The organism is Zooshikella sp. RANM57 (genome assembly GCF_050749885.1).
Taxonomy (GTDB): domain Bacteria; phylum Pseudomonadota; class Gammaproteobacteria; order Pseudomonadales; family Zooshikellaceae; genus Zooshikella.
The window spans coordinates 30,363-55,449 of sequence record NZ_JBOIUB010000010.1 but is presented as its reverse complement, the minus strand read 5'-3'; the positions used below and the strand labels follow the sequence as shown (position 1 = coordinate 55,449).

19 protein-coding genes are annotated in these 25,087 nt (G+C 39.9%); 10 read left to right on the top strand and 9 right to left on the bottom strand.

The window, feature by feature from the left end; all coding sequences use genetic code 11:
- The first annotated feature begins 202 nt into the window (after nucleotides 1-202).
- Nucleotides 203-703 (top strand): DUF2059 domain-containing protein, encoded by a 501-nt coding sequence (locus ACQ96U_RS19375; RefSeq protein WP_431722916.1) that lies wholly within the window; start codon nucleotides 203-205, stop codon nucleotides 701-703.
- Between the two features lie 547 nt (nucleotides 704-1,250).
- Nucleotides 1,251-1,910: a carbonate dehydratase gene (gene can, locus ACQ96U_RS19370; RefSeq protein ID WP_431722915.1), complete on the top strand. Its 660-nt coding sequence runs from the start codon at nucleotides 1,251-1,253 to the stop codon at nucleotides 1,908-1,910.
- On the opposite strand, the gene ACQ96U_RS19365 is transcribed toward can, so the two are convergent.
- The 4 genes from ACQ96U_RS19365 to ACQ96U_RS19350 all read right to left on the bottom strand — a co-directional run bounded on the left by ACQ96U_RS19365 (nucleotide 1,907) and on the right by ACQ96U_RS19350 (nucleotide 4,744).
- Nucleotides 1,907-2,737 (bottom strand): substrate-binding periplasmic protein, encoded by an 831-nt coding sequence (locus tag ACQ96U_RS19365; protein ID WP_431722914.1) that lies wholly within the window; start codon nucleotides 2,735-2,737, stop codon nucleotides 1,907-1,909. The genes can and ACQ96U_RS19365 overlap by 4 nt on opposite strands.
- Before the next feature lie 10 nt (nucleotides 2,738-2,747).
- On the bottom strand, nucleotides 2,748-3,506 hold the full coding sequence (locus ACQ96U_RS19360) for a substrate-binding periplasmic protein (protein WP_431722913.1): 759 nt from the start codon (nucleotides 3,504-3,506) through the stop codon (nucleotides 2,748-2,750).
- 279 nt (nucleotides 3,507-3,785) lie between these two features.
- Nucleotides 3,786-4,547 (bottom strand): 3-oxoacyl-ACP reductase FabG, encoded by a 762-nt coding sequence (gene fabG, locus ACQ96U_RS19355; RefSeq protein WP_431722912.1) that lies wholly within the window; start codon nucleotides 4,545-4,547, stop codon nucleotides 3,786-3,788.
- Nucleotides 4,548-4,570: 23 nt separating this feature from the next.
- Entirely contained in the window at nucleotides 4,571-4,744 is a 174-nt protein-coding gene (locus tag ACQ96U_RS19350; RefSeq protein WP_431722911.1) for a hypothetical protein, read from the bottom strand.
- Between the two features lie 580 nt (nucleotides 4,745-5,324).
- Between ACQ96U_RS19350 and ACQ96U_RS19345 the strand changes: the two genes are divergently transcribed.
- From ACQ96U_RS19345 to ACQ96U_RS19335, 3 genes are all read left to right on the top strand, one after another.
- The gene (locus ACQ96U_RS19345; RefSeq protein ID WP_431722910.1) at nucleotides 5,325-5,795 is read left to right on the top strand and encodes an FKBP-type peptidyl-prolyl cis-trans isomerase; all 471 of its coding nucleotides are present in this window, start codon (nucleotides 5,325-5,327) and stop codon (nucleotides 5,793-5,795) included.
- A 925-nt stretch (nucleotides 5,796-6,720) separates the two neighbouring features.
- Entirely contained in the window at nucleotides 6,721-13,212 is a 6,492-nt protein-coding gene (locus ACQ96U_RS19340; protein ID WP_431722909.1) for an AvrE-family type 3 secretion system effector, read from the top strand.
- A 228-nt stretch (nucleotides 13,213-13,440) separates the two neighbouring features.
- Nucleotides 13,441-13,824 carry a hypothetical protein gene (locus tag ACQ96U_RS19335; protein ID WP_431722908.1) on the top strand — a complete coding sequence of 128 codons (384 nt, stop codon included), beginning with the start codon at nucleotides 13,441-13,443 and terminating at the stop codon, nucleotides 13,822-13,824.
- Nucleotides 13,825-13,864: 40 nt separating this feature from the next.
- Here the strand turns inward: ACQ96U_RS19335 and ACQ96U_RS19330 are convergent, their stop codons facing one another.
- Entirely contained in the window at nucleotides 13,865-14,854 is a 990-nt protein-coding gene (locus ACQ96U_RS19330; RefSeq protein WP_431722907.1) for a class I SAM-dependent methyltransferase, read from the bottom strand.
- 371 nt (nucleotides 14,855-15,225) lie between these two features.
- On the opposite strand from ACQ96U_RS19330, the gene ACQ96U_RS19325 reads away from it, so the two are divergent.
- On the top strand, nucleotides 15,226-15,828 hold the full coding sequence (locus ACQ96U_RS19325; RefSeq protein ID WP_431722906.1) for a TetR/AcrR family transcriptional regulator: 603 nt from the start codon (nucleotides 15,226-15,228) through the stop codon (nucleotides 15,826-15,828).
- A 3-nt stretch (nucleotides 15,829-15,831) separates the two neighbouring features.
- On the top strand, nucleotides 15,832-17,742 hold the full coding sequence (locus ACQ96U_RS19320; protein WP_431722905.1) for an MFS transporter: 1,911 nt from the start codon (nucleotides 15,832-15,834) through the stop codon (nucleotides 17,740-17,742).
- Nucleotides 17,743-17,830: 88 nt separating this feature from the next.
- Here ACQ96U_RS19320 and ACQ96U_RS19315 read toward each other — a convergent pair whose 3' ends face one another.
- On the bottom strand, nucleotides 17,831-18,865 hold the full coding sequence (locus ACQ96U_RS19315) for a DUF4062 domain-containing protein (RefSeq protein WP_431722904.1): 1,035 nt from the start codon (nucleotides 18,863-18,865) through the stop codon (nucleotides 17,831-17,833).
- A gap of 801 nt (nucleotides 18,866-19,666) precedes the next feature.
- On the opposite strand from ACQ96U_RS19315, the gene ACQ96U_RS19310 reads away from it, so the two are divergent.
- Complete coding sequence (locus ACQ96U_RS19310; RefSeq protein WP_431722903.1) at nucleotides 19,667-21,106, top strand: alanine/glycine:cation symporter family protein; 1,440 nt, start codon at nucleotides 19,667-19,669, stop codon at nucleotides 21,104-21,106.
- Between the two features lie 34 nt (nucleotides 21,107-21,140).
- On the opposite strand, the gene ACQ96U_RS19305 is transcribed toward ACQ96U_RS19310, so the two are convergent.
- From ACQ96U_RS19305 to pomA, 3 genes are read right to left on the bottom strand one after another with little or no spacing between them, the layout of a single operon-like run.
- The gene (locus ACQ96U_RS19305) at nucleotides 21,141-21,770 is read right to left on the bottom strand and encodes a hypothetical protein (RefSeq protein ID WP_431722902.1); all 630 of its coding nucleotides are present in this window, start codon (nucleotides 21,768-21,770) and stop codon (nucleotides 21,141-21,143) included.
- 17 nt (nucleotides 21,771-21,787) lie between these two features.
- Nucleotides 21,788-22,768: a MotB family protein gene (locus ACQ96U_RS19300; RefSeq protein ID WP_431722901.1), complete on the bottom strand. Its 981-nt coding sequence runs from the start codon at nucleotides 22,766-22,768 to the stop codon at nucleotides 21,788-21,790.
- Between the two features lie 9 nt (nucleotides 22,769-22,777).
- Nucleotides 22,778-23,545, bottom strand: coding sequence for a flagellar motor protein PomA (pomA, locus tag ACQ96U_RS19295; RefSeq protein ID WP_431722900.1), 768 nt, complete (start codon nucleotides 23,543-23,545; stop codon nucleotides 22,778-22,780).
- 361 nt (nucleotides 23,546-23,906) lie between these two features.
- Here pomA and ACQ96U_RS19290 point away from each other — a divergent pair, with 361 nt between their 5' ends.
- Nucleotides 23,907-24,152 carry an exodeoxyribonuclease VII small subunit gene (locus ACQ96U_RS19290; RefSeq protein WP_215820905.1) on the top strand — a complete coding sequence of 82 codons (246 nt, stop codon included), beginning with the start codon at nucleotides 23,907-23,909 and terminating at the stop codon, nucleotides 24,150-24,152.
- On the top strand, nucleotides 24,152-25,048 hold the full coding sequence (locus tag ACQ96U_RS19285) for a polyprenyl synthetase family protein (protein ID WP_431722899.1): 897 nt from the start codon (nucleotides 24,152-24,154) through the stop codon (nucleotides 25,046-25,048). Before ACQ96U_RS19290 ends, ACQ96U_RS19285 begins: the two co-directional genes overlap by 1 nt.
- Nucleotides 25,049-25,087 lie beyond the last annotated feature (39 nt).

The following is a 25,087-nucleotide window of genomic DNA, read 5'->3' as shown; positions in this document are numbered from 1 at the left end:
TATACAAACTAAGCACGTTGATATAATCAGATTTTAAAAGTATGAGTTATATCATACTTTTAAAATCTCCGCGAAACCCCAGGGATGAGGAAGTGACTAACCCTAGAACACATAAGCCCCATCACAACGGTAAAACTTTTTGTTCATTGCTGATGTAGGGGATGCTTCTGATATCACGTTAAACTTACTCAAAAGGTCAATAATGAAAAATGCGTTAAAGCTTACCCTGTTAGCGACTGTACTCTGCGTCCAAGTTCCTGCAAACGCTGATACTGCAAGCCATCAAGCCGCAGCAGAAACGTTACTGACAGTAATGAAAGTAGAAAACATGTATGAACCTCTTTTCAGCCAATACAAAACGATGTTCACATCTCAGCTGACACAATATGCTAAAGATCCAGCAACCAAAGCAAAAGTTGAAAAACATGTTGCTCAAATCACATCCATTCTTCAAACAGAGCTCACTTGGAGTGCAATCAAAAAAGACTTCGTTAACATTTATATGAAGCACTACAATGAAAACGAATTAAAAGAAATGACCAAGTTTTACCAAACACCTGTTGGGCAGAAAACAATTAGTATCATGCCAACAATTTCTAAAGAATCGATGCAGATAGCACAAGAACGGGCCAAAAAGCTAACCCCTCAAATTCAAAAAATATCAATGGATCTCATCAAATCATTAAATGCAGAAAAGAAATAGCCACTGCATACCACAAGTAAGTACTTGACCCGTTTATACCCTTAAGACAAAGGGTATAAACTTACTTCCCATTTCACCCATCATATTAAACGTGTTTTAGTGATGGTTGGATCAACATCTTAAACACCCATTTTAAATGCCTGTCCACTTTATGAAACATGTTGGTGGATGTTGTCTTTGATTCGAGGCAATTTCTTGATACATGACTAGGTTTTTGATAAAAACTGACTCGTCTTTCGAACGTCATAACCACTTAAGTTGTGTAGCCTCAGTAATCACCTTTACTAAAGGCTAAGTAAACCCATAACAAGTAGGGTTATGACTTCACAAGTTTTATACATTTAACCAGTCACTATGGGCTCTCTCATTAATCACCACCTCAGAGGTAAAGGCCTAGAACACGAGTATGCGAATAACAAAGCGTTCACTTTAGCCCGTACAGGTTAAATTCAGGTACTACCTCACTCGTCCAAGGTACACTGGTCAACCCAAAAGCAATAAGCAAATGTAATGCACTTTGCTTTCCTTGCAACAAAGTCGGATATGTATGAAAACCTTAAAACCCTTATTTGATAAGAACCAAGCATGGGCGGCCCGGGTTACTCAAGAAAGCCCTAATTTTTTCGCCAACTTATCAGCCCAGCAATCGCCAGAAATACTGTGGATTGGCTGCTCTGATAGCCGAGTACCAGCCAATCAGATAGTTGATATGGAACCTGGCCAACTGTTTGTTCACCGAAATATCGCCAACCAGGTCATCCAAAGTGATCTTAACTGTTTATCTGTTGTGGAGTATGCAGTCAACATTTTAAAGATTAAGCACATCATTATTTGCGGGCATTATGGGTGTGGGGGCGTACAAGCAGCCTATGATAATGTACAGAATGGCTTGGTGGCTTACTGGCTTGCACATATTCGAGACATTAACTTGAAGCACCAAGCTAAGCTGATGACATTTAGTAAAGAGGATCAGCTTGCCAAGCTTTATGAACTCAATGTCATTGAACAGGTTTACAACCTTTGTCGTACCCCAGTCATACAAAAAGCCTGGCAACGAGACCAAACACTCTCTATTCACGGATGGATTTATAGTCTTCACACAGGACTGATAACTGATTTATCGGTATGTGTTACTCAGGAAAACGAGTTAGAGCAAGAATACAGCAGCGCAATTGAAAATTGCTATCAATCAGAAACGAAGTGTTAATGCTCCAATGGGGCCTGCTCTTGAGTAACTTTGCGGGTCCCAGGCACAGTATATTGGTCATATAGCGCATGGTAAAAGTCCATTTGCTTGGCCTGTTGAATTATCTTATTCAAATATTCCACATCAGCAGCAGGTACGCTCGCTCGACTAAAAATAATAAAAAGAGGATTGTCATGTACTTTATAAGGATGAATATCCACTAAATCTGCAACCCCTGTTTTTTTCATATGGTGCTTAAGAAATATCACATCATTGACAACACCATCTGTCCGGCGATTAACCAATCGGGCAAGGTGTTTATCCATATCAGGATCAAGAGTGAGCAAGTGCTTATACTTAGGGTTATTATCTAACAAGGCAAACTCAGAACCATACCAGGCGCCAAGTAACCCCGTTAAACGCATATCCAAACTTGCAATATCACTTAGGTGATTCAGCGGCCACCGACGAACTTCACCTTTTCTGACCGCAATTCGCATCTGCTCCCAACGATATTCTTCAGAGTAATAGGCATACTGGCTACGCTCTGTAACCCAGGATGACGCAGCTGTCAGGTCAATAGATCCCTGTTTAATTTCATATAAAACACGATTCCAAGGTCGCGACTTAAAGGTTAATTGACACTTAGCTTGACGAAATACTTCTTTTACAAATTTAATATCTAGCCCTGTGACTCCCTCATTTACATCGTAATACATCAGTGGCTCGGAGTGTTCATCCCAGCCCATGATAAATTCTTTCTTGATGCAATTGGCTGATACCCATAATGAGCCGATTAAACCTATCGCGAGTATTAACCATCTAATGTTAAAAAATCCATCATTCATCTTAACCGCCCTACAGGTATTTCTTGATGATAATATCGAGCGGCGAGTAAAAGCCGTCTTTGGGTTTACCTTTAATAATATCTACGCCTTTTTGTAATAACTTAACGGCATCTGGATTTGATTTTTTGTTAAAAGCAAAGTGGGTTTTTGTTTTAGAAACCACATAAACAACTTCAAAATCTTTCGAGTTATAACCTAAATTATCTAACATCCAGTAACCAACAATATCGTCATAAGACCACGCGTGAATACGTCCTTGTGCAAGCATTTTAGCAAGATTTTGAGGATAGCTTGAAAAGTAAATACCTGATTTTGGTATTCCCAAATTAACTATCACTCTTTCGCCAATATCATCACGTACTGCACCAATGCGTAAGTTATGTAAATCTGCGACGGTAGTTACTTTTATTTTACTATCTTTACGTGCAATTAAACTATTATTTACCTCCATAATAGGTCCCACCCAAGTAAATAGCTTTTCTCGCTCTACTGTTCTACTCATTCCAAAAAGCACAACATTGCTTTCAGACAAAACACGCTTATACCCCCTGGCCCAGGGTAAAACTCTAATCGCGGTGCGTTCTACTTTGCATTTCACTGAGGTTGAGGCTGCAATTAAAATATCAACAACTATGCCTTGCAGCACATTATTTTCTATATAGCTATGTGGCGGGTATTCTTCAGTAATAAAGGTAATATCCTGTAAAGGACAGGTAATAGCCGAGATTGAATAGGCAATAAAAAAAAATATACTAATGAATTTAATCATTTAAACAAATAATCATACAAGAATATTTTATTTAACTTGAAGGTACCTCTAAAAATAGTATTTTTTTTGTGAGAGCAAGGAAACACGGCACGGAGGACCACAGTGTATAAGGCATACATGAGGATCCGAGTACAGCGCTGACACAACTTTCACGAAAAAGTGCATTTTTAGAGGTGCCCTTGACTTAATTCTAGACTTTATTTGGAAGGAACACATTTATGCCCCCTTGCGGGGGATTAATATATGCACAAGAGGGCCTAAATGGGTACAACAGTAAGCTTACAAGGCACCCTCAGGTAACAGCTGTCCACCATCAACGACCAGTGTCTGGCCGGTAATAAAACTGGCATCCTGACTGGCAAAAAAAGCAACCGCACGCGCAATATCATAAGGTGTGCCAAGTTTACCGGTAGGAATGGCTTGAGCTACCGCATTGATATAATCGTCTCCCTGCTCCAAAAGCGACTCTGTAAGAATATTTCCGGGTAACACCGCATTAATCGTCACATTATGTGATACTAACTCTAAGGCTGCACTTCTCATAAAACCTAGCATTGCAGCCTTACTAGCACCATAGTGAGTCCAACCTGGATACCCGGTAAAAGGACCCGTAATGGATGACATTAATACCACTCTTCCATAGTTTTGCTGTTTCATAAGAGGTAAAAACCCCTTAATGGTAAAGAAAACACTTTTCAGATTGATATTTAAGACAGCATCCCACTCTGACTCCGTTATTTTATCCATCGTCGTACTAGGGTAAATACCTGCACTACAACACAAAACATCAAGCTTGCCATAAGTATTGCTGATAAAAGCGACTAACTCTTGTTGACTTTGCTTGTCCGTTAAATCACCTTGAAAAAATACAACGTGTTTATCCTGTTTTTTATAATGCTCAACCAGCTGCGCACCTTGCTCCTGATCTCGACCGACAAAAACCACATTAGCATTTTTAACAGCAAAATAGTCGACAATTCCCTTACCAATCCCCTTCGTACCTCCTGTAACAACAACCACTTGATTACTAAACTGGCTCATTAGAACTCCTTTTTCTTAAAGTGCTACTTACTTTCAGGTGTTGCCTGATCCAACGTTGATAGAATCATGCAATAACCACGCTCATCGAACGTTGCAACCACTATTGCAATCGCTCGTCTTGACATATTTGACAACGCCCGAACGATGCTTTTTTGAGTATAAAAAATAACGCTACTGCATGCGGTAGAACCATCCATATTTATACTTATACTGATGTATTTTTTAGGAGAAGGTCAAGCAATACATTGCCTGCAGTATGAGGCAGCAAATCCAGTAAGCAACCTAAAACTCTCTGTCAACCACAACATTAAACACAAATTGAAAATGTCTTACCAAAGCAAATTCCAGAAAACCCTGTAGAAAATGAAAATCTGACCCTGATAACACCTATCAAGTTTGAGAAAAAGTAGTGCAAATCCCCATTTAACCTATGTTATGCTTGCCAGCTCTGATGGTTTGAACACCTTCAGAAACTCTGGCTAGGTGCTTGTGTTGGTGGTTTCATAGCCTTACTTTATTCAGATAGAAGATAGCCTGAGAGGCCCAGCTATCACTTTTATTTTATTGTGATGGCATTATCTGCTATAGAATATAGAGAGTAATAACAATACCATCTCAGGTTCCATCTCAGTCACTATACTTGTGTATAGTGGGTCAATAGTCATAAAGCTTTGGTGTTTTACCCACGATAAACGGTCCACCAAAGAAATGAGTCAGATCTAGTATCGTTTCCACTTTACTGGGTAATGTTTAACCAACTAAACTAAAAGCTTACTTATGTCATTACTGATTGAAAAAAACACTGTTGTTAGCTTCCATTACACCCTTACCAATGCTGAAGGTGACGTACTAGACCGCTCTGAGCAAGATGCGCCTATGACTTACCTCCATGGTGCAGGTAACATTATCCCAGGCCTGGAAAGCGCCCTTGTAGGTAAAACAACAGGTGATCAGCTTAAAGTAACTGTGGCTCCCGAAGAAGGATATGGTGAAAAGCACCCTGACTTAGTCCAGACAGTTTCCAAAGAACTTTTTGAAGGCGTTGAAGATATTCAGTCAGGCATGCAATTTCAAGCTCAATCTCCAGATGGTCACGTGCAGGTCATCCGTGTTGTAGACGTTGATGGCGATGATGTTACAATTGATGCCAATCATCCTTTAGCAGGTGAAACGCTTCATTTCGAAGTTGAAATCACTCACGTACGTGAAGCGGCTGACGAAGAGCTTGAACATGGTCACGCCCATTAACAGTTAACCTTTGTTATTGCTATGCCTATTGCACCATCTGCAATGGGTATAGCCACTGCTTCCCTACCTTGACAAGCCGATCATACAAAATTTCCCTCATACTCTCTCAGAAAAAAGTGCAGTATTAATATTAAGACTGTCGATAAACTAATTTGCACATCACTTTCCACGTAAATAATTTACATTTATTTTCTATACATATAAGTACAGCGGTTCCCCATATACACACTTTATATGTAACATAAAATCATTTAAGACAAACAAAGAAGCTCTAACTATATTTTCATCTACCAGTTTTGAACTCATTTTTTAATTACAAATTAATCATCTTATTTAAAATTATTTAAAGATAGCTACCACCTTAATTAAGCCCCTACTAATTAACACCTTGGTACGTGTTAAAATTAATACGTCGAATCATGACTAAAAAGTATTGAAATTCTACTATTTTTTTTATAGCTTTGGTTTTACAAATAGATCACTCTATATATATGAGATGAAGCTAATCACTTAATGAAGCAAGTTATTAAAGTAACGTCAGCAATGTCACTCAAGACAACACACACCTAATTTAATTAATGCGAATATAACTATGCTGTTAATTACTAGTAAAAACAGACCATTCAATCAGGAAGACAATATTATTTTCGTTACATCAATTAATTACAAACCGATACATTTCAACCAAAAAAAATCAAATTATTAATACATCATTAATAGCATCTAAAAATTTAAAATATTGGGTATCTAAGCAGTCATATTTTTTCATAAAAGCAAGACAATCACACTAAAATAATCGCTATTAATTTATAGTACAAATACATTCGAACATTGTTATCTTGACTTTAAATATGAAAAAATTTCATTTTCAGGATCCCCTGTATATTGCCTATTTATACTTACTATATACACTTAAAGGTCAATTATGATGTGGTCTGCAAAAAGCATTCATCCTGATAGTTTTGTTGTTCCAGCTGATCTAAAAATAAATGCTGAGATTACTTCCATTCAACAACTAGCCAGTGAAAAGTACACCACCACATGGATGCTTGACGAATATGGTAAAGTTCACGTAGTCAATTATCATGAAGGTCAACGAAAACATCCTGCAGATCTATCTTTTCTACATACTATATTACAAGAATCCAGTTATACATTTTCCCAGATTATTGCCACAGATACAGGATCAATTTTCGCACTCGACAAAGAAAATAATATTCATCGATTTCAATTGGATGATCAAAGCCTCTACTGGCAAGTTGCTCAATCAACCACAGTAGACAGTGCTTCCCCCCCCGACTTACAACAATCGATACAGCGGACAGACTTAACCTACACAGATTTACTCACATTTAAAGCCAACGCGGCAGATACTTTTGCTTCAGTCAATACACTATGGAAGAGGTTAAAAGCAGGTGAAACAAGTGTTAGTATCCCTGGAACAGGCAATAGTGTAGACATCACTAATAACGTTTTAACTGGACCTGCCCCCTTCCCCAACAACGCTGCTAAAAACCTGGCCACGCCTCTGATTAATTACTTTAAAGCACATCTTATTAATATTGATCCAAGTAAACCCTGGTCTGCCCATAGTTTTCCTCGCCCCATAAAAACACTCTCCTATTTTCTACAACACAAACTCACAGGACGAAAAGGGCTAACAAACCTTTACCTAGCGACTAAGACGCTTTATGCAAACCTGGCCAACAAATCTCATAGTACGATAAATGTTAATATTAATACGCTATTGAACCAGCTCAGTAGTGATGACCGCCCAAATAATCATCGCCTCAACGATACACACGTTGCTGAAGCTAAAGACTTCCTAAGTTCGTTATACCAACACTCAGAGCAACAACTGACTCGTTTAGAAAAAAAACTGGGTATTTTAACAGAAGCAGGAACCCTAAATTCAAACTACAAAGCTAATAAAACTGCTCATATTACTGCCGCATTAAACCCCAACGTTACATCTGAAAACCTAACTCACCTTTGGAATAATTATTGGTCAACTTTTACAGACCAAGACTCTGATAACTCAATAACAGATGTTAAGCGTATTGCTCAGTTATTAGTCGAAAAGGAAACTTTTTTAAAAACACCCTCTGCAAAAAATAATTTTATGCGGAGGGATCAGTATGACAACGTAGGCCTGATCAATGCAGATATTTCTCTCGATTTAAGTACTCACCAACAAGTCATTGCATTGCTTCGGGATGTCCAACTAAGAAAAATCAGCACTGCAGATTTTTCATCTCGACTAGAATCAATAAAAGACAACTATACAAATAATCCAATTAAAAAAGTTGCCGATTTAGGTTTTTCTAACTTTGATCGCCTTGAAGCCGCCTATGACAGCTTTAAATATTTCAGCAAGGTGCTTAATAAATCTCACCATGCTGTTAATGTCGCAGCAGGAACATCCCTGGAAACGACCGATAGTAAAAATACCATTGAAAAACTACATAAAATTGTTAAAGAACTTTCTTCAGGGGAGTCTGTATCCTTAACACGTGATTATGGATTCGGGTTAGGTACACGATTGGTTGTTAAAGGAGTGCCTGATTACCTTGACCCTATCCCTGTGATGTCCTCTGGCATGGACCGTAGCTATCAGCTGATTATTTCTCGCAGCGATGACGGTTACAATGTTATTGTAGGTCGAGATGGCACAATCCCTCTCTTTTTAGGCTACACCCGAGGGATGTCCCATGAGCTTAATGGAGAAGCGAATGATAGCACTGCTACAGAAGGTAGCGATTGGCAAACCAAATTAAAATTACCAGGCGTTTATGGCAAATTCCTATTCAGGGCAAAGTTTAATAATGAAACAAACCTTGAGCTAACAGAAAAAGAGTTTGATCAATTCTATAAACTACTGACCCAAAAAGATGCCAACCCCCTAGATTTAATGACTTTTGCTCAAAAAGTTGAATTTAAGCGAGGTCGAAAACTGGCTTTTGATGCTGATATTGGTGCAGGTACTGACTTGAATGTTGATAATAAGTCTTTACTGCCTGTTGACAGTATAAGCCAAATGTTGCGCTTTCGGGGTCGTGCTCGAATTATGGTTAACGTATTATCCGCTACTAAGGAATGGTCAAGCACGACAACGTCAACTGGAGAAAATAGTCATAGCCATTCCAACAACAGCTTAAATATTGCTAATAAGGCGAAAGCTGAAGTAGGTATTGGCACTGTTATTCGCGGTGGTCCAGAACCCGATCCTGTTGGTGGTGGTGGCATGTCTAAAACAGACATTGCCCTTGAAGCGGGGATTGATAATAAAAGTGGCAAAAAATACGACTGGAGCTTTGTTAAAGCCGATTCAGTCGAAATAGAAAAGTGGTCAGTAACAGCAACTAACTTACTTACCCACCATCGTAACCAGCTCAATAATTCTCTGAAAAATCATTTAATTTTACTCGAAAATATTTACTCTAATGATGAAGTAAGTATTCTCATTCCTAAACTACAACAAAATATAAACCAACTTCTTGAATCTGATAATATATCTACTGAATTCCGTAGCCAGCTTAATGAGCTTAATTTGTTAATTCAGCAACAATCTCTTGCAGAAAAAGGCTACAGCCAACTGAGTAAAGTCAGCTATAGCAAAACATATTCTAATTTAAATCGTATTGACCAACCTACCTTTTGGCGCCAGCTTTTCCCAAACAGCGAAAGCCATGTGCATAACTTGCAGCAATTAATAAACGATGATGCTAAATTTCGCGTTATTGTAGCAGCCCTGCAAGCTTCAGAAGGAACCGAGTTAAAAATTAAATTAAGTTTAACAGATGAGGCCAGACTCAAACTTCAAGACTTATTACTTAATAATGAGTCACACATGAGTGAAAACTTTGGAGATGAGTTAACAACAATAATCAGTCAGGAAAGTAATTATCGCATACAATCAATGGAAGTTGCTGCGACAACACAAAATGAAACATCCTTTGATGTGTTTGTCGGCGCCAAATACAAAAGCACAGCATCATTTGGAATTAAACGCCAGTTAGGTAAAGTGGCGTTCAATTACCAAAATGGAGTACTTACTGGCTACCAGCTATCAGGCGATTTAAATGAATTAACAGCAACCAATTTAACCCATGCTGTAAATAAGTTAAACAATAAACGCCACATTGCAGATCCTAAGCTACTATCAGATTTAACGGAATCACTACAACAAACACGCACTGATCCTGATACGCCTTCCCATCAGAAACTGATGAAAAGCGCTCGCACTATTGGCAAGTTCAATATGGGCTTACAGCTAGCACAGTTGCCAGGTGCAATTTACCAAATTCAAGATGCAATTAATCGTGGTGATGTCAAAAATGCGGTTAAGGGAGGACTTGCCACAGGGTTTGATACATTAGACCTATCCCTAGATTTGATTGCCAATAGTCGACATATGCAGCATTTATCGCAACGACTGGCCAGTTCAGCGGGTAAAGCGGGCGCATTTACCAGCTTTGTTGGTGCAGGCCTATCAGCGTGGAGTGCTGTTGATTCATTTAATGAAGCCAGTCGAACCACAGGTCAAGCCAGAGTAGATGCTATTGTTAATGGCTCATTAGCCATCGCCAGTAGTTTAGTCGCAATAGCTACAGGCTTAGCTTCGTTAGTCACGGCAGCCGCTGGGCCTATTGGTGCAGCGATAGGATTGGCAATTGGTATCGCTCAAGGGATATATAATGCGGTTCGCGTAACCCAACAACTTCGCGAAGCGGGTATTAGCGAGGGTGACTTATGGCGAGCGGGTGCAGCAATATTCTTTGGTTTTCCAGTACCTGAAGATATTCAAAATAAAGCTGTTCGTAATCAGGTTTTCAAAGCCTATCAGGATCAAATGGCTAAACAATTTGAGCAATTAAGTCGTTCAGGTATTGATAAGCTGGTCTATAGCGAGGGGCATGTCGAAACCAGTTATGGTAAGTACATGACTCAAGCTGATCGTCATGACTACCATAATTTATCAAATGCAGAATATCAGGAATATTTACGACACGTACCTAACAATAATGAAGGACTTGTGTTTGGTCATGATCCTAAACCTGCATTAGTCATGGAAAAACCAAACTTGACCAGCAATGGTACGACTTTGTTTATGCTAGGAAAAGGCTACGATGCTGCAAACGGCGATTTAAACCGTAAAAATATCTTTCAAATAAATGGCTGGGGTAGAAAGCATTTAACCGGTGGCAACCAAAGTGATTTGTTTGAGTTTAATGGATGGCGTCATGGTGAGGGTAATGCTGATAATGGACAATCAACATTTTATGGAGGTGATGGTGAAGATACCATTTCTTTTCGCAGTTATTTTAGTCATCGACCATCCCGCTACAATCATGGTGTCACTATTGATTTAGTAAAAGGCAGTGGTGATACCCCGGCCACCTATAACTTTTTAGTGAGTCAAATTGAACATGTACTGGGCTCAGAGAAAAATGATCAAATAAAAGGCAATAACTTAAATAATGCACTGACGGGCTTTGAAGGTGACGATAAATTAGAAGGTATGGCGGGTGATGACACTCTGGCTGGCGGCAAAGGCACTAATCAACTTAATGGTGGTCAAGGCCATGATTCTTATTTAATTCAAGCAGATGACTTTGATAGCATTGAACATAGCAACCTCATCAATAATTACGATAACCACTACCAAAAAAATTGGCAGGAATTATACGATGATTATTATGCATCTGGGATGCGACTTAGAGAACAAGGTATTTCCTATCTTGATGATGAATCATTAGATACCCTTGCTACGCAGTCTCGCTGGCATGCTGATCGACAAATCAAAAATCCTAATACCTCATTACCTGCCAACCCTGCAGAAGACTTTCTAATTACCAATATTTATAACCTAGAGCTTGTACAACACGATAAAAACTTAGTAATCCAAGCCCAACAACAGTCCTTACGTTGGCAACAATTATGGCAACAGTTACAGCGAGTCAAAAATCAAAATAGTGAGCAAACTGACTATTTTACTGAGTGGCAAAAATTACTCACACAACGTTTCCCTGCAATGAATATCAATCAGCAACTGTTAACATCCATTGAGCAAGCAATTGAACATCCTGCAGTCATTGCAGGTCTGCATCCTCAATTGTCGCCAATAAAAGCTCAACTGGAAGATACAACTCAATACCAAGCAATAGCTACTGTTGAAAATTATTATGAAGGACGCGCCTGGCAACATTTATCTCTAATGGACTTACAAGGTAATCATTATTATTTTTCAGCATTGGAGACAAATGAACCACTGACCATTAACCAAGTTCAACTCAGTGATCACCAGGAATTAAAAGGATATAGCGTTAATTTACGCACAGGACTGGTGGAACAACAACTTAATTCAGGAACCCAGGTAACCAGCTTACTAAGCAATCACATCAGTTTAGTTCAAGGTAGTAAAGCTGATGATGAAATTCGCGGAAATGAACAAGATAACTGGTTAATGGGTGGATCAGGTTTTGACCGAATATTTGGTGGCGCCGGTGATGACATATTAAATGCGGGTGAACAGGGTGGTCGGCTGATTGGTGGTAATGGTCGCGACTTATATCAAGTCGATGGCAACCAACAGCAGGTTTTTATCAATAATAAAGCGGATGATGGGCTTACAGACATACTTGAATTAACCAGCGGTTCTCAAGCTTTAAGTACCTCATTGACCAATAAGCACTTAAAGCTGCAGTACCAGAACACACAGGTTCTTTTGCGAGAGTGGCGTTTAAATGGTGAAAATCAACATCTTGTCGTTAAAGTTACCGATTCAAAGCAGGCATCCTTTGGTAGCCACTACTTTCAAATTAATAATGAGGGTACATTACAGCTAAACTATTTGCAGCTACATACGGCTAACGTTGACTATGCAGTGGATCTGACCACACAACAACTGAAGTGGAATGATAATCATCAAACTTTCTCAAGCTCTATGGGTACATTAGCTGATCAAATTTTTATTACCTTAGGTGATGGAAATGACCGAGTTATTGTTGACCAGCAGCTCACACATTTAACACTGGGCAATGGCCGAGATACTGTTGAACTGAATGACCAAAGTACGGTTGTTGTAATTGATAACTTGGCAACTGACCATCAGCAAGACACTGTTGCATGGCATTCACTCCAACAGGATCAGCTGGAGGGCTACTTAGTAAATGATGATTTAGTGTTGTTGAACCAAAGTAAGCAACAGACACTCATTGTTAAAGACTGGGCAGATAATGAAGATAACCAACACATTACAATCACCACTCAAAATGGTAACACGTTAGGTTCTAGACAGTTAGAACAGTTAGTGCAATCAATGAGTCATATGTCCGATGAGTCGTCAGCTCATGATACATTGACGAATATCTACAACAGACTCAATACTGACAATATACTGACTGCTCATACCTGATAATATAAGTGGTATCCAAATAAAAATGCTTATTTGGATACCACGTTCAAAATAGCATTAAAGCAAATATATACACTTAACCCTAGATAAAACAAACACCCTGCTCTTTATTTATTTTCATATTATTTGTTAGGATTAATCATAGCGCAGATTTCAAATTGAGGGTTAAGGGTATAATACCCATACTTTAAATTGCGACAAAATGGAGCACTCAAGGAGCAAGCCAAGATGGAATTACAACCCACCATTCAAGCAGATCCATTATTACTGCAAATTGTTGATAACTTTATTCAAAAAGACATGCGTCTCAATATGACCGTCAGTATTAATGGACTATTGGTCAAAGGGCAAGCCATTAGTTTTCAGGATTATTTAAAAGAGTTAGAAAATAATTTTCTAAATCATGTTACGCTTGACTTAAGTGGCAAAGCAGATACCACTGAAGAGTTTTTTAAATCAGTTAAAGCTTCAGCAAGCTACCAACGCCAACATCATATTGCCCCACATTATCTTCACCTAAACCAGGTCCACTATTTAAGTCAGGTTGATACTGATGCTCCTCGATTACTAAGAATACCGCTTATGGCAATCAATACCTTTGCAATTGGCTAAACCTATTATTAAAAAATAAAACCCTTCATTAGGACATATATCATACTTCATCTTCTTCTGTGGCTGTTGTATCTGCCACTTCCTCTTCTTGCTCGGTATCATGCTCTGCCTCAGTCGCTTTTAACTCAGCGGCTATTAACACATACTGCACAATATTATTTTGTATTAACCAACGCAAAACCCTCTCCAAAATTTTTAGACGCAGTCTGACGTCTATTGCAATAGAGGCTTTTAATGTATTTGTTTGTTGTTGAACCCAATCGCAAAATCCTCCTAAAACATCCACAGTGATATCTCTACAGTTGACGATCTTAAAGCCCGCTTGATCAAGCCTCTGCTTGTAGATAGCTTCAGGCACAATATTTTCTTCAGGAATTCTACAAATCGCTAGAAATCGTCTAAATAGCCAAGCTTGCCAAGGTACACTCAAGGGCTGTGTGAGCAAAATATCCGTAATACCCAGTAAACCTCTAGGTTGCAAAACACGGCTTGCGTTATCAAAAAAGACTTGTTTATCTGAAAAAAAATAAACACAGTCTAAAGCGATTACTTTATCAATACTTTTGTCTTCTTGTTGTGCAAGCTGCTTGTGATTACCTGACAACAACTCAACTTGTGGATAAGCCTGACAACGTTCCCGCGCTAATTGTAAACGCCAAATGTTAAGACCACAGGCTTTAATCGTGTCAACCTGATAAAGATCAGCCCATACCAATAATTGGTCAGGAGAGCGAAAACCAGCATCAAATAGATTATCTTTAGGAACTAGATGAACTTCATCTGCCACAAGTCCAGCAAGGTTCATACACGCCTGTACGTAGTTACTGACATTCCGCCAATACCCAAAATTACACCAAGTGAACAAGGGAGCAGATGATGTATTTAGTAGCCATTGTTCAGGAGTAAAGTATTCACCATTTACACGCTGGTCATTGATCGAGCCACGGCATACGCTTATGATCAAGTCAGCCATCCCCGACATGACTAACCAAGTTACAAGCACCCCAATAATCAATCCTAGAATAAACATAATGTCCTTATTCTGTTAAGCGGGTCGCTACCCCAAAATATAAGTCATTAAGTGACTATTTTTACATCAACATATCTTTTATTAACTCGACTGTTTCGTCGTTTTCTCAATCTAAGCTATCAACCCCGTCCAATAACAGACTCACTCATTAGCACTTTAGTGCAATTGAATTACTCTGTTTCTTTCAAGGTTCTTATAGAATAGCTTTACTCACTCTGCCCTATATTGAGGGCTTGACGGATGTACAACAGACTTTGTTAGTGTAGCACTCAGTAGGCTGAAAAATTTTAATTGAACATTGTTTAAAACATGCTATCATACTGAACACTGTTTAATTACAATTATTAACCTTAAATTGAACACTGTTTAATATGGCGCGACGCAATCAACATACCAAAGAAGAAATCCAGCAACTTGCTATTCAGGCTGTGGAAACAATGCTTCATCAATACAGTCATGAAGCAATCAGTACCCGCATGGTGGCTAAAGCCATTGGGTATACGGTGGGAACCCTTTACACGGTTTTTAAACATCAGGCGGATATGCTATTGCATGTCAACGCAAGAACGATGGATCGCATGTACTTACATTGCCAGAGAGGCATAACAGATTCCAATACACCGGAACACAATCTAACCCTCATGGCTTTAAGCTATCACCAGTTTGCACTTCAAGAACCCAATCACTGGAATCTGGTATTTTCGCTTAGGTTACCTGAAAATGAACCAATACCTCAGTGGCAACAAGCCAATATTGACCAAATCTTTCATTTATTAGAAAACGAGCTGACGCGTTTACACCCCAACACACCTCAACAAACAATTCAAAAAAATGCGCGTATTTTATGGAGTGGAGTACATGGGATGACAACACTTGCCCTTAATAATAAGTTATTTATTGAAGGTATTACTGAGATAGAAACCCTATTACCTAGCCTTGTACATCAACTGGTATTTAGCTGGTCAGGAGCATAAGCTATGAGCTCTCCATCTGCGAAACAAGCCCCCCTTATAAAAAGTAAACGTTTTTTACCCTTTTTTATTACACAGTTTCTAGGGGCGTTTAATGATAATGTCTTTCGAAACTCACTTGCTCTGTTAATTGGATTTCAGTTAACCCGTTTCGAAAGCAGCCTTCCTTTCGCAGATAATAAAGATATTTTGATAAATCTGGCAGCGGTTCTATTTATTTTGCCGCTATTTATTTTTTCAGCAACAGCAGGACAACTTGCAGATAAATACGAAAAGTCTAAACTAATCAGAATTATTAAGTTCAGCGAGATAATAATTATGTCACTCGCTGCTCTAGCCTTTTACTTCAATAGTCTTATTGGTTTACTATTGGTACTTTTTTTAATGGGAACACAGTCAAGCTTTTTTGGACCTGTTAAGTACGCTATTATCCCTCAACATTTGAAAGAAACCGAACTAGTTGCTGGAAATGCCTGGGTTGAATTAGGCACTTTTGTTGCTATTTTACTAGGCACAATTTTAGGTGGATTACTCACAGAATTGCCCGCCTCCACCACATGGATTTCTTGCTGCATCATTGGTTTTGCTACATTTGGCTATTTAAGTAGTCGCCAAATACCTCTCGCACCATCAAGCGCACCAAACCTCCATGTTAACTGGAATCCAATTACCCAAACATTTCGAACATTGCGCTATGCAAGAGAAACAAGAGCCGTTTATTTATCCATTCTAGCAATTAGTTGGTTTTGGTTTTTAGGTATAGCTTACCTAACTCAACTGCCTAATTTTACAAGCTATGTTATCAATGGTAACCCCAATATTTGGACCTGCTTACTAGCCTCGTTTTCTATTGGTATTGGCTTAGGATCGCTTAGCTGTGATCGACTATCTGGGCATAAAATAGAATTAGGTATTGTGCCTATTGGCAGTATTGGTTTGACATTATTTGGTATTGACCTCTTTTTGGTGAGCCATGCACTTCCTCCTCATAATTTAGAAGAAATCACTATTATTAATTTTTTCAGCATCACATCTAATCTGAGAATTCTGATTGATTTAGCACTGATTGGTTTCTTCGGTGGATTATTTATTGTTCCACTTTATGCTTTGGTCCAATCGAGAACAGATGAAGCCTATCGTGCTCGAGTCATTGCCGCAAATAATATCCTAAATGCTTTATTTATGCTGACCAGTGGAATTTGCGCCATCGTTAGTATTGGCCTGCTTAAACTCAGCATTCCACAATTCTTCTTAATTTTGGCGCTCTCTAATGGGTTAGTGGCAATTTATGTATTCTCTGTCGTGCCAGAGTTTACTGTGCGTTTTTTGATATACCTGTTAAGCCACTCAATGTATCGTGTTAAGTCACTCAATCTGGACCGAATACCTGAAACAGGCGCTGCAGTGATCGTCTGTAACCATGTCAGCTATGTCGATGCCTTACTGATTGCTGGCGCATGTCGTCGTCCTATACGCTTTGTGATGGATAAACCTATTTATGACTTACCTGTACTTAACTTTATTTTCCGGGTCGCAAAAGCAATTCCTATCACAGCAAAAGCCAGGCACCCAGAAACATTTAATCAAGCATTTGACCGAATTGCAGAAGAACTTGAACAAGGTAATGTGGTTTGCATTTTCCCCGAGGGTAAATTAACCAAAACCGGCGAAATCAATACCTTTAAACGAGGTATCGAAAAAATCATTAGCCGTACCCCCGTCCCCGTCATTCCTATGGCTCTACAAGGTTTATGGGGAAGCTTTTTCAGTCACCATGGTGGTCCAGCCATGGCCAAACGACCACGACGCTTTTGGTCTAAAATTAAACTCATTACAGGACAACCTATCTCAGCAGAAGACGCGACTGCCGAAAGATTACAACGAGAGGTGGCACAACTTAGAGGGGAGCATGCTTAGGAGACGGCACTCATCAAAATTGCTGATAAGTACATTAATGAAAACATACTGCAGCTAGCGTATTAAAACTAAAGTCTACCCAAGATAGTTAGTTATTAACTGCAGTATGTTGCCTAATATCCTCCAATACTTTACGTCCTAATGGGGTAAGCTGCCAGACAGCTCTACTTCGATTAGAATGAAGCGTGTCCTTTCGAATCAGCCCCATACGCCGTAAATGCAGTCGTATCATTCGCAATGAGGTATCTGTAAATTGAAAGCTACTGACGGCATGAGCATCCTCATAAGCTTCATGAATATGATGGGTATAACGCTCTGCTAAAAACTGAGCGAGAGACTGCTTTATCTTGTCCTCTGAAGCACTACTATCCAAGTCTATAGCAAATGCGTTAAAAACATCCTGCCAAATTAACGTAGCTTTAGACGTAATTAACTTACAGTTCCCCTCAATATAAATATTACAAGCAAAGGAGAGCTCCACTAACTCTTGTAAAGCATTTATTGAATTTGATTGAGAAGGTGACAAATGTTGAAGCGCGTGTTTCACCTCTTGTAAATCAGCCAGTTGTTTTCGTAAATCTAGCTGTTTCTCTGCTTGCCCATCTCCAGCATCTGCAGCCCTTATCCACCCCGGCGCAGGTAATTGCTCAATAAATGTAGGCAAATGCTGCCTCAAAAGAGAAACGAGTGTCTCCAATGTATCCCAAGAGTAATTATTATGCTTCTGCAAAGACTCTCTAAACACCCGCAAACGGGCAACACCTTCAGCAGTCACCTCTTTTTTATTTGCGGCTAATGGTGCTTTTAAATCACGTACAAAACACAAAATTGGCTTACGCAAAGTATGTGCATAAGTATATTCACGGTGAAGGTAGCTAATACCACTTCGTGTTAGCGAACCATAACGGCCACCAGAAACCAACACTACATAATCACTCTGATCAATGGCCCGCCGGACGTGAGGCCAATTATCCTGATCTGGATTTCTAAACCCAGGGAGAAACTCAGGCCCCACAGGGATACAGCCCAAACTGAGCAAAGCATTGACCAGTGCTTGGCGTTCCTCAACTAAATCACGATATGTGGAGCTAATAAATATTTGATAGCGTTTCAATAACGACATTCCGTCTACAACGTACTAACGGTAAAAATACCCTAAAAAGACCATATTTTTACCAATGTTAAACAAGTATAGCGATAAAGCCCTGAAAACGTTACTGACTTATCGGCTAAGGTATTAGACCCATAAGTGTTCCCTTTCATTCATACACATGAAGCGTGAGCAGCTCATTCATTGCTTATATTAGGCATGATTTTTTCTTTTATTCCTTTATATCATGCCTTGCCAGAACGACATACCACTATGAACATAACCTCCATTTGTTCAAAATAGGCCGGAAATCCTGGCTACAGCAGGATAATAATTGCACAAAGTGCATATAATATTTTTTATTATTCCATATTATTATATAAAATGATTATAGCATTATGCTTTTTGCATTAAGGCTACTAGAGTACAATGCCGCGCAATTAGTTCATTTTAATAAATTTGTGCCACAACAGAAACAGGAGCTTTATGTTACAAAAATATGACAAAACTCATTGAATGATTAAAATTTCATCATTATTAAGTTTGCCAACAAGAGAAATCAGTACAACCGCACTTATTACCTCAAGCTTCATAATATAAGGCCTGGAAGTGTGAACAACCACAGCAATCTGTAGAAATTTCCTGGCAAGCTAATTCCCTGAATATTTATCAAAAAATCAACAACCTAGCCTCTGTAGTCACATTTTCACTCCATTGTCACTACGTACAAATACTGCTTTAAATCAGTACTTTGAGCATTATGCTTCAGCCAGGTTGATTTTTCAGCATTGATGAGAAGGCGAGAATATAACAGTAACAACCAAAGGTATTTCTATGGATACAACTGCTATCACATCGCTGCTTAATGCAGCAAATAGCTTTATTTCCGGCAACATACTGATCTATGTGCTGATTGGCGCAGGTATATTATTTACACTACGCTCTGGGCTCATACAGTTTCGTTTGTTTGGCTATGCAGCTAAGTCATTAGTTAAAAGCCGCCAAGTTGATCGTGACCACATTTCATCTTTTCAGGCATTCTGCACCAGCCTTGCGGCACGTGTAGGTACTGGTAATTTAGCAGGTGTAGCTGCAGCGTTATCAGTGGGTGGACCTGGTGCTATCTTCTGGATGTGGTTAATTGCTTTACTAGGTATGGCCACTAGCTGTATTGAGAATACATTAGCCCAAATTTATAAAACAAATGATCATGACGGTACCTACCGTGGTGGTCCGGCTTACTATATTGAAAAAGGGCTTGGTCAACGCTGGTTAAGTATTATTTTCTCTATCTGCCTTGTTATTACTTTTGGTTTTGCTTTCAATGCCATACAGTCAAAATCCATAGCAGAAGCTGTTGAAACAGCCTTTAATATCGATCAAAAATACATGGGGCTTGTCATCGCCGTAATTGCATCCATGATTATCTTTGGCGGTATTCGCTCTATTGCTCGTTTTGCTGAAGTCGTTGTGCCCTTTATGGCGCTAGCCTATATTGTCGTTGCATTAGGCGTCGTTGCATTTAATATCACAGAGCTACCCAAAGTCTTTTCAATGATCATCAACCATGCATTTGGTTTAGAGAGTGCCGTTGGTGGCGGAATGGGGTATGCCGTTAAATCAGCTATTCAACAAGGTGTTCAGCGTGGACTGTTCTCAAATGAGGCTGGTTTAGGAAGTGCTCCTAATGCTGCAGCAACTGCTACTCCCTATCCACATCACCCTGCAACTCAGGGGCTGATTTCCATGGTTGGGGTATTTGTAGATACCATCATTATCTGTAGTGCTACTGCTTTCATCATTCTGCTTTCAGGACAACTGGATCCTTCTTCTCAAATGGAAGGCATCACATTAACGCAGTCTGCCTTGCAAACCCATATTGGTGACTTTGGACCTATTTTTGTCGCAATAGCCATCTTACTCTTCGCATTTACATCAATCATCACCAACTACTACTATGGTGAAACAAACTTGATGCTAATGAAGCAAGACAAATCACTTTTGATGGTTTACCGCGCACTTGTATTAATCATCCTTATTGTAGGTCCCGTTGCAGAGCTACCCGTGCTGTTCTCATTTGCAGATGTGTCAATGAGTGCCATGGCTCTTGTAAACTTGGTTACTCTCCTACTGTTATCTGGCATTGTACTTAAAGTGGTTAAAGATTTTAGGGAGCAAGTAAAAATGGGCATTGAGCCTGTTTTTGACCGGAAAAAATTCCCATTCCTAGATAAAACCATGGATAAAGATGTTTGGAATGACAGCCATAAGTAGCTGAATTTCATTGAGTAGTAATTATTGAAGTAACTTAACGTTCTGAGGATGGCATATCGTCGTCCTCTTTGCCTTCGACATCAAATAAATCTTTTTCAAGCCCTGTGCGTCCTTGCTCTTGCAAAATAGCACTTTGACGTCTCACAACATGTTGTATCAGGGCTTCCTTTCCAGCTTCATCAGTATCAAAGAATGTTAGCCTAAGTAAATATCGATTATGCTGCGCATCAAAACTGCAAATCACTACTTCAGCTAGTGTTGTCACATACTTTTCTTCTGGCCTGAGCATAATTTCCAACAACAACTTAGAGCCCACAGGGATACCTTCTTCATGATATAGCGCTAAACCACAAGCACTTATATTGACTGACTGAATAGCAAAATTACTAATAACCCCTTGCGCTTGAAGCTGTTCTACCAGCTCCTCAACTTTTTGATTCAGTAACCAAGCAACAGTTGCCGCTTCTTCACACACTTTTCTTAGACTGGAGATAGCCTGACCTAACTTAAGATCAAGATTATGACTAAATAGCCCATGGTTTTGCTGTAGTTTCTCAGCGTTTCCATTTTCAACAAAGCTTTGCCATTCTTCCTCACTCAGTACACGATAACGGAATCCCACTCGATCAGTGACTCGAAAATAGCGACGTCTATCCTCACTCATAATAGGCTGATCCTTACTCAAAAAACCTCTTCAGGTCGAAGCCGGAAATCATCCTGCGTGGAGGGTGCTTCAGATTCAGACTCCAACTCAGGTAGCTTTTCTGATAATACTGGAGGTTTAGCAGCTACACCTGGATACACCACAATCTCAACACGCCGGTTTTTTGCTCTATTTTCACGGGTATTGTTGGGTACCAACGGACGAGTATCTGCAAACCCTTTAACTTCAATTCTGCTAGGGGGAATTCTGCCATCTGCAAGAATTTCATGAGCAACCATCACCGCACGCGCTGAAGATAATGCCCAGTTAGAAGGAAACTCAGCCGTTTCAATAGGAATAGAGTCAGTATGCCCCTCCACAGAAATAAGCCCTTCTGTTGATGCTAACTGGTTACGAATTTTTTCCATCGTAGGGATAAAGCTAGGTCTTAAATTTGCCGCACCAGAACCAAATGACCCTTTTTCCTGAATACGAATAACGATATTGCTCCCTCTTGTCTCCACCTCAATACTGCCTTGGTCTACTTCTTCTTTTAACGATGCAGTCAGTTTTTCCGCAACAGCTTCACTCTTCTTCCTCATTTCTTCTGTTTGTGTTGATATCTCTTTTTGCTGCTGACCCGCAGTAGTTAACTTCCGACCTTGTTTCGTTTCTTTACCAGGTTCACACTGCTCATCCAGCTTGGGCTTAGGTAAGTCCATTGTAAATTGCCTAACCATATTTAACGGTGTTGGCTCAGGCTTTCCAGGGCTAAAGTGACGCATAATGACACTGGTTCCTTTGGGAATATCTTTTTCCTTAATGACCTTTTGAACGCCAAATGCCTCTTTCATTGTGTCGGCAATCTGCTTGTACTTCATCGCATCGATTTCAGAAAAAGTCAGTAACAGAACAAAAAAACAAAGTAACAGAGACATTAAATCAGCGAAAGTAGCTAGCCATCCAGGCAACCCAGGAGGGGGATCAGGACATTGACACTCTTCCTCATCATCAGTCACGGTTTCATCCTATGCCTCTGCACCTTCTTCTTGCACACGTTGTGCTCCAGGCAGATAAGTGCGCAACATAGAGTCAATCACACGAGGATTTTGCCCCTCTTGAATCGCTAACAGCGCATCTATGATTAGGGCTTTACTTAACGCCTCTTCATTCCTACGAATGGTTAGCTTATCTGCAATAGGGATAGCAATCATATTGGCTATCATGGCACCATATAATGTTGTTAATAACGCAACCGCCATCGCCGGACCAATTGATTTAGGATCATCCATATTGGAAAGCATCTGTACTAATCCAATAAGGGTTCCAATCATTCCCATTGCAGGCGCAACATCCCCCATTGCCGAAAAGATCTTTGCACCCGTCTCATGTCGGGTAACTGCCAGTGCCATATCACGGGTTAACAGTCGCTTTACTACTGCAGGGTCATGGCCATCTACCAATAACTGCAAACCATATTTGAGAAACGGATGGCCAACTTCTTTTTCCTCAAGCGCTAATAAGCCTGACTTACGAGCCAAGTCAGCCAACTCAATAATTTCATTAATCAGTGAGGGTAAATCGATAGGAGTAAACTTGAATGATTTCCCTGCAATACCCATCGCGCCAAAGAACTGCTTCAAGTTAAACTTCATGAGTACCACAAAAAGCGTACCAATAATCACTATGAGAATGGACGGTACGTTGATAAAAACCAGAGCTGACCCACCCAGTAAAATAGCTGCCAATACAATAGCAAGGCCACCAAGTAAGCCTGCCAGGGTCGCTAGATCCACTGGTTACTCCTAATGAAAATTGTATATATCATGATGATATCTATGCTATTGCCAAATTTATTTTGGTAGTGCTGCATAGGTTGAAATACAGTAATAAAACAAGAGTTAATTGAACAAGGAAGTCCAATCCTTTAGTGCTCCCCCAAAAGATTATTCTCAAAGAAAAATACTACATCCTGATAGGCAGCCAAGTCCTCAGCGGTCAGATAGGAGCTAGCCTTGGACCGTGTTTGTAATTCTAGACGGTATTTTCAATACCTGCCCAGCTGAGAACAGAGTCATACATCCCTTTGAGTCCATTGACCAAAATCAAACTGTCGGGTACTGTTGCGTGCTTGATGAATACGACAGGATGACCATCATGCCCCGGAAAAAGCAAGCTCTTAACTTTGAGCAATCTCTTCAGGCACTGGAAAAACTTGTCGAACAGTTAGAGTCTGGTGAACTATCACTAGAGGAGTCCTTGCAAACCTTTGAGCAAGGCATCAAACTCACTCGACAGTGCCAAGAGGCATTAAAAGAAGCAGAGCAAAAAGTTCAGCTTTTAGTGGAAAAAAATAACTCTCTCTCAACTCAACCCTTTGCGGAAGAAGATGACGCGCAGTAATGACGCTAAGTAATCTCATTATTCATTATCAGCAGCGTATTGAGCAACAACTCGACATGCTATTAGCTAGCCATGCTTCTCCTGCAGGTACACTCCAAGAAGCGATGCGCTATGCAGTACTTGGCGGAGGAAAGCGGATTCGTCCAATATTAGTGTATGCCAGTACTGAAGCTTGTGGTGGTGACATAGCATTTGCAGATCCTGCAGCCTGTGCCGTTGAACTTATTCATGCTTATTCACTGGTGCATGATGATCTTCCTGCCATGGACGATGACGACTTGCGCCGAGGACAACCGACCTGCCATAAAGCCTTTAATGAGGCAACAGCCATCTTAGCAGGTGATGCCCTACAAAGCTTAGCCTTTGAAACGATTACCGGAATGTACAGCGACTCAGCGAATCTCTCGCCAGCACAGCAACTTAATCAAATGAAAACGCTGGCGGTTGCGGCAGGGGCAAATGGGATGGTCGCAGGACAAGCATTGGACCTTGCTGCAGTAGGTGACCAACAAATGACTCTCGCCGAATTAGAGCAAATGCACCGTCATAAGACAGGTGCCTTAATTCAAGCAAGTGTCCAACTTGGGGCAATAGCAGCTAATGCCACTGCTGAGCAACATCAGGCACTTACACATTTTGCAGATAATATTGGACTTGCTTTTCAAGTAAAGGATGACATTTTGGATGTAGAAATGGATACAAGTGTATTAGGTAAAAGACAAGGGGCTGATGCGGCAAAAGATAAACCAACGTACCCCGCTTTATTGGGCTTGGAGATTGCCCGACAAAAAGCACATCATCTCTACCACGAAGCAATAAAAGCTCTGACTATGTTTGATGAGCATGCTGCGCCCTTACGTGAGCTTGCTTCGTTTATTGTTGAGCGACGTCACTAATATCGCAACATTGTGGCTAAGTGTTTTATTAAGCATTCA

Excerpts from the sequence above, each read along its gene's own strand:
- ACQ96U_RS19310 (WP_431722903.1), top strand. The coding sequence starts at position 19,667 with ATGGATACAACTGCTATCACATCGCTGCTTAATGCAGCAAATAGCTTT.
- ACQ96U_RS19315 (WP_431722904.1), bottom strand. The coding sequence starts at position 18,865 with ATGTCGTTATTGAAACGCTATCAAATATTTATTAGCTCCACATATCGT.
- ACQ96U_RS19285 (WP_431722899.1), top strand. The coding sequence starts at position 24,152 with ATGACGCTAAGTAATCTCATTATTCATTATCAGCAGCGTATTGAGCAA.
- ACQ96U_RS19290 (WP_215820905.1), top strand. The coding sequence starts at position 23,907 with ATGCCCCGGAAAAAGCAAGCTCTTAACTTTGAGCAATCTCTTCAGGCA.
- ACQ96U_RS19340 (WP_431722909.1), top strand. The coding sequence starts at position 6,721 with ATGATGTGGTCTGCAAAAAGCATTCATCCTGATAGTTTTGTTGTTCCA.
- ACQ96U_RS19360 (WP_431722913.1), bottom strand. The coding sequence starts at position 3,506 with ATGATTAAATTCATTAGTATATTTTTTTTTATTGCCTATTCAATCTCG.
- ACQ96U_RS19325 (WP_431722906.1), top strand. The coding sequence starts at position 15,226 with ATGGCGCGACGCAATCAACATACCAAAGAAGAAATCCAGCAACTTGCT.
- ACQ96U_RS19305 (WP_431722902.1), bottom strand. The coding sequence starts at position 21,770 with ATGAGTGAGGATAGACGTCGCTATTTTCGAGTCACTGATCGAGTGGGA.
- fabG (WP_431722912.1), bottom strand. The coding sequence starts at position 4,547 with ATGAGCCAGTTTAGTAATCAAGTGGTTGTTGTTACAGGAGGTACGAAG.
- can (WP_431722915.1), top strand. The coding sequence starts at position 1,251 with ATGAAAACCTTAAAACCCTTATTTGATAAGAACCAAGCATGGGCGGCC.
- ACQ96U_RS19375 (WP_431722916.1), top strand. The coding sequence starts at position 203 with ATGAAAAATGCGTTAAAGCTTACCCTGTTAGCGACTGTACTCTGCGTC.
- ACQ96U_RS19350 (WP_431722911.1), bottom strand. The coding sequence starts at position 4,744 with ATGGATGGTTCTACCGCATGCAGTAGCGTTATTTTTTATACTCAAAAA.
- ACQ96U_RS19335 (WP_431722908.1), top strand. The coding sequence starts at position 13,441 with ATGGAATTACAACCCACCATTCAAGCAGATCCATTATTACTGCAAATT.
- ACQ96U_RS19320 (WP_431722905.1), top strand. The coding sequence starts at position 15,832 with ATGAGCTCTCCATCTGCGAAACAAGCCCCCCTTATAAAAAGTAAACGT.
- ACQ96U_RS19345 (WP_431722910.1), top strand. The coding sequence starts at position 5,325 with ATGTCATTACTGATTGAAAAAAACACTGTTGTTAGCTTCCATTACACC.
- ACQ96U_RS19365 (WP_431722914.1), bottom strand. The coding sequence starts at position 2,737 with ATGAATGATGGATTTTTTAACATTAGATGGTTAATACTCGCGATAGGT.
- ACQ96U_RS19330 (WP_431722907.1), bottom strand. The coding sequence starts at position 14,854 with ATGTTTATTCTAGGATTGATTATTGGGGTGCTTGTAACTTGGTTAGTC.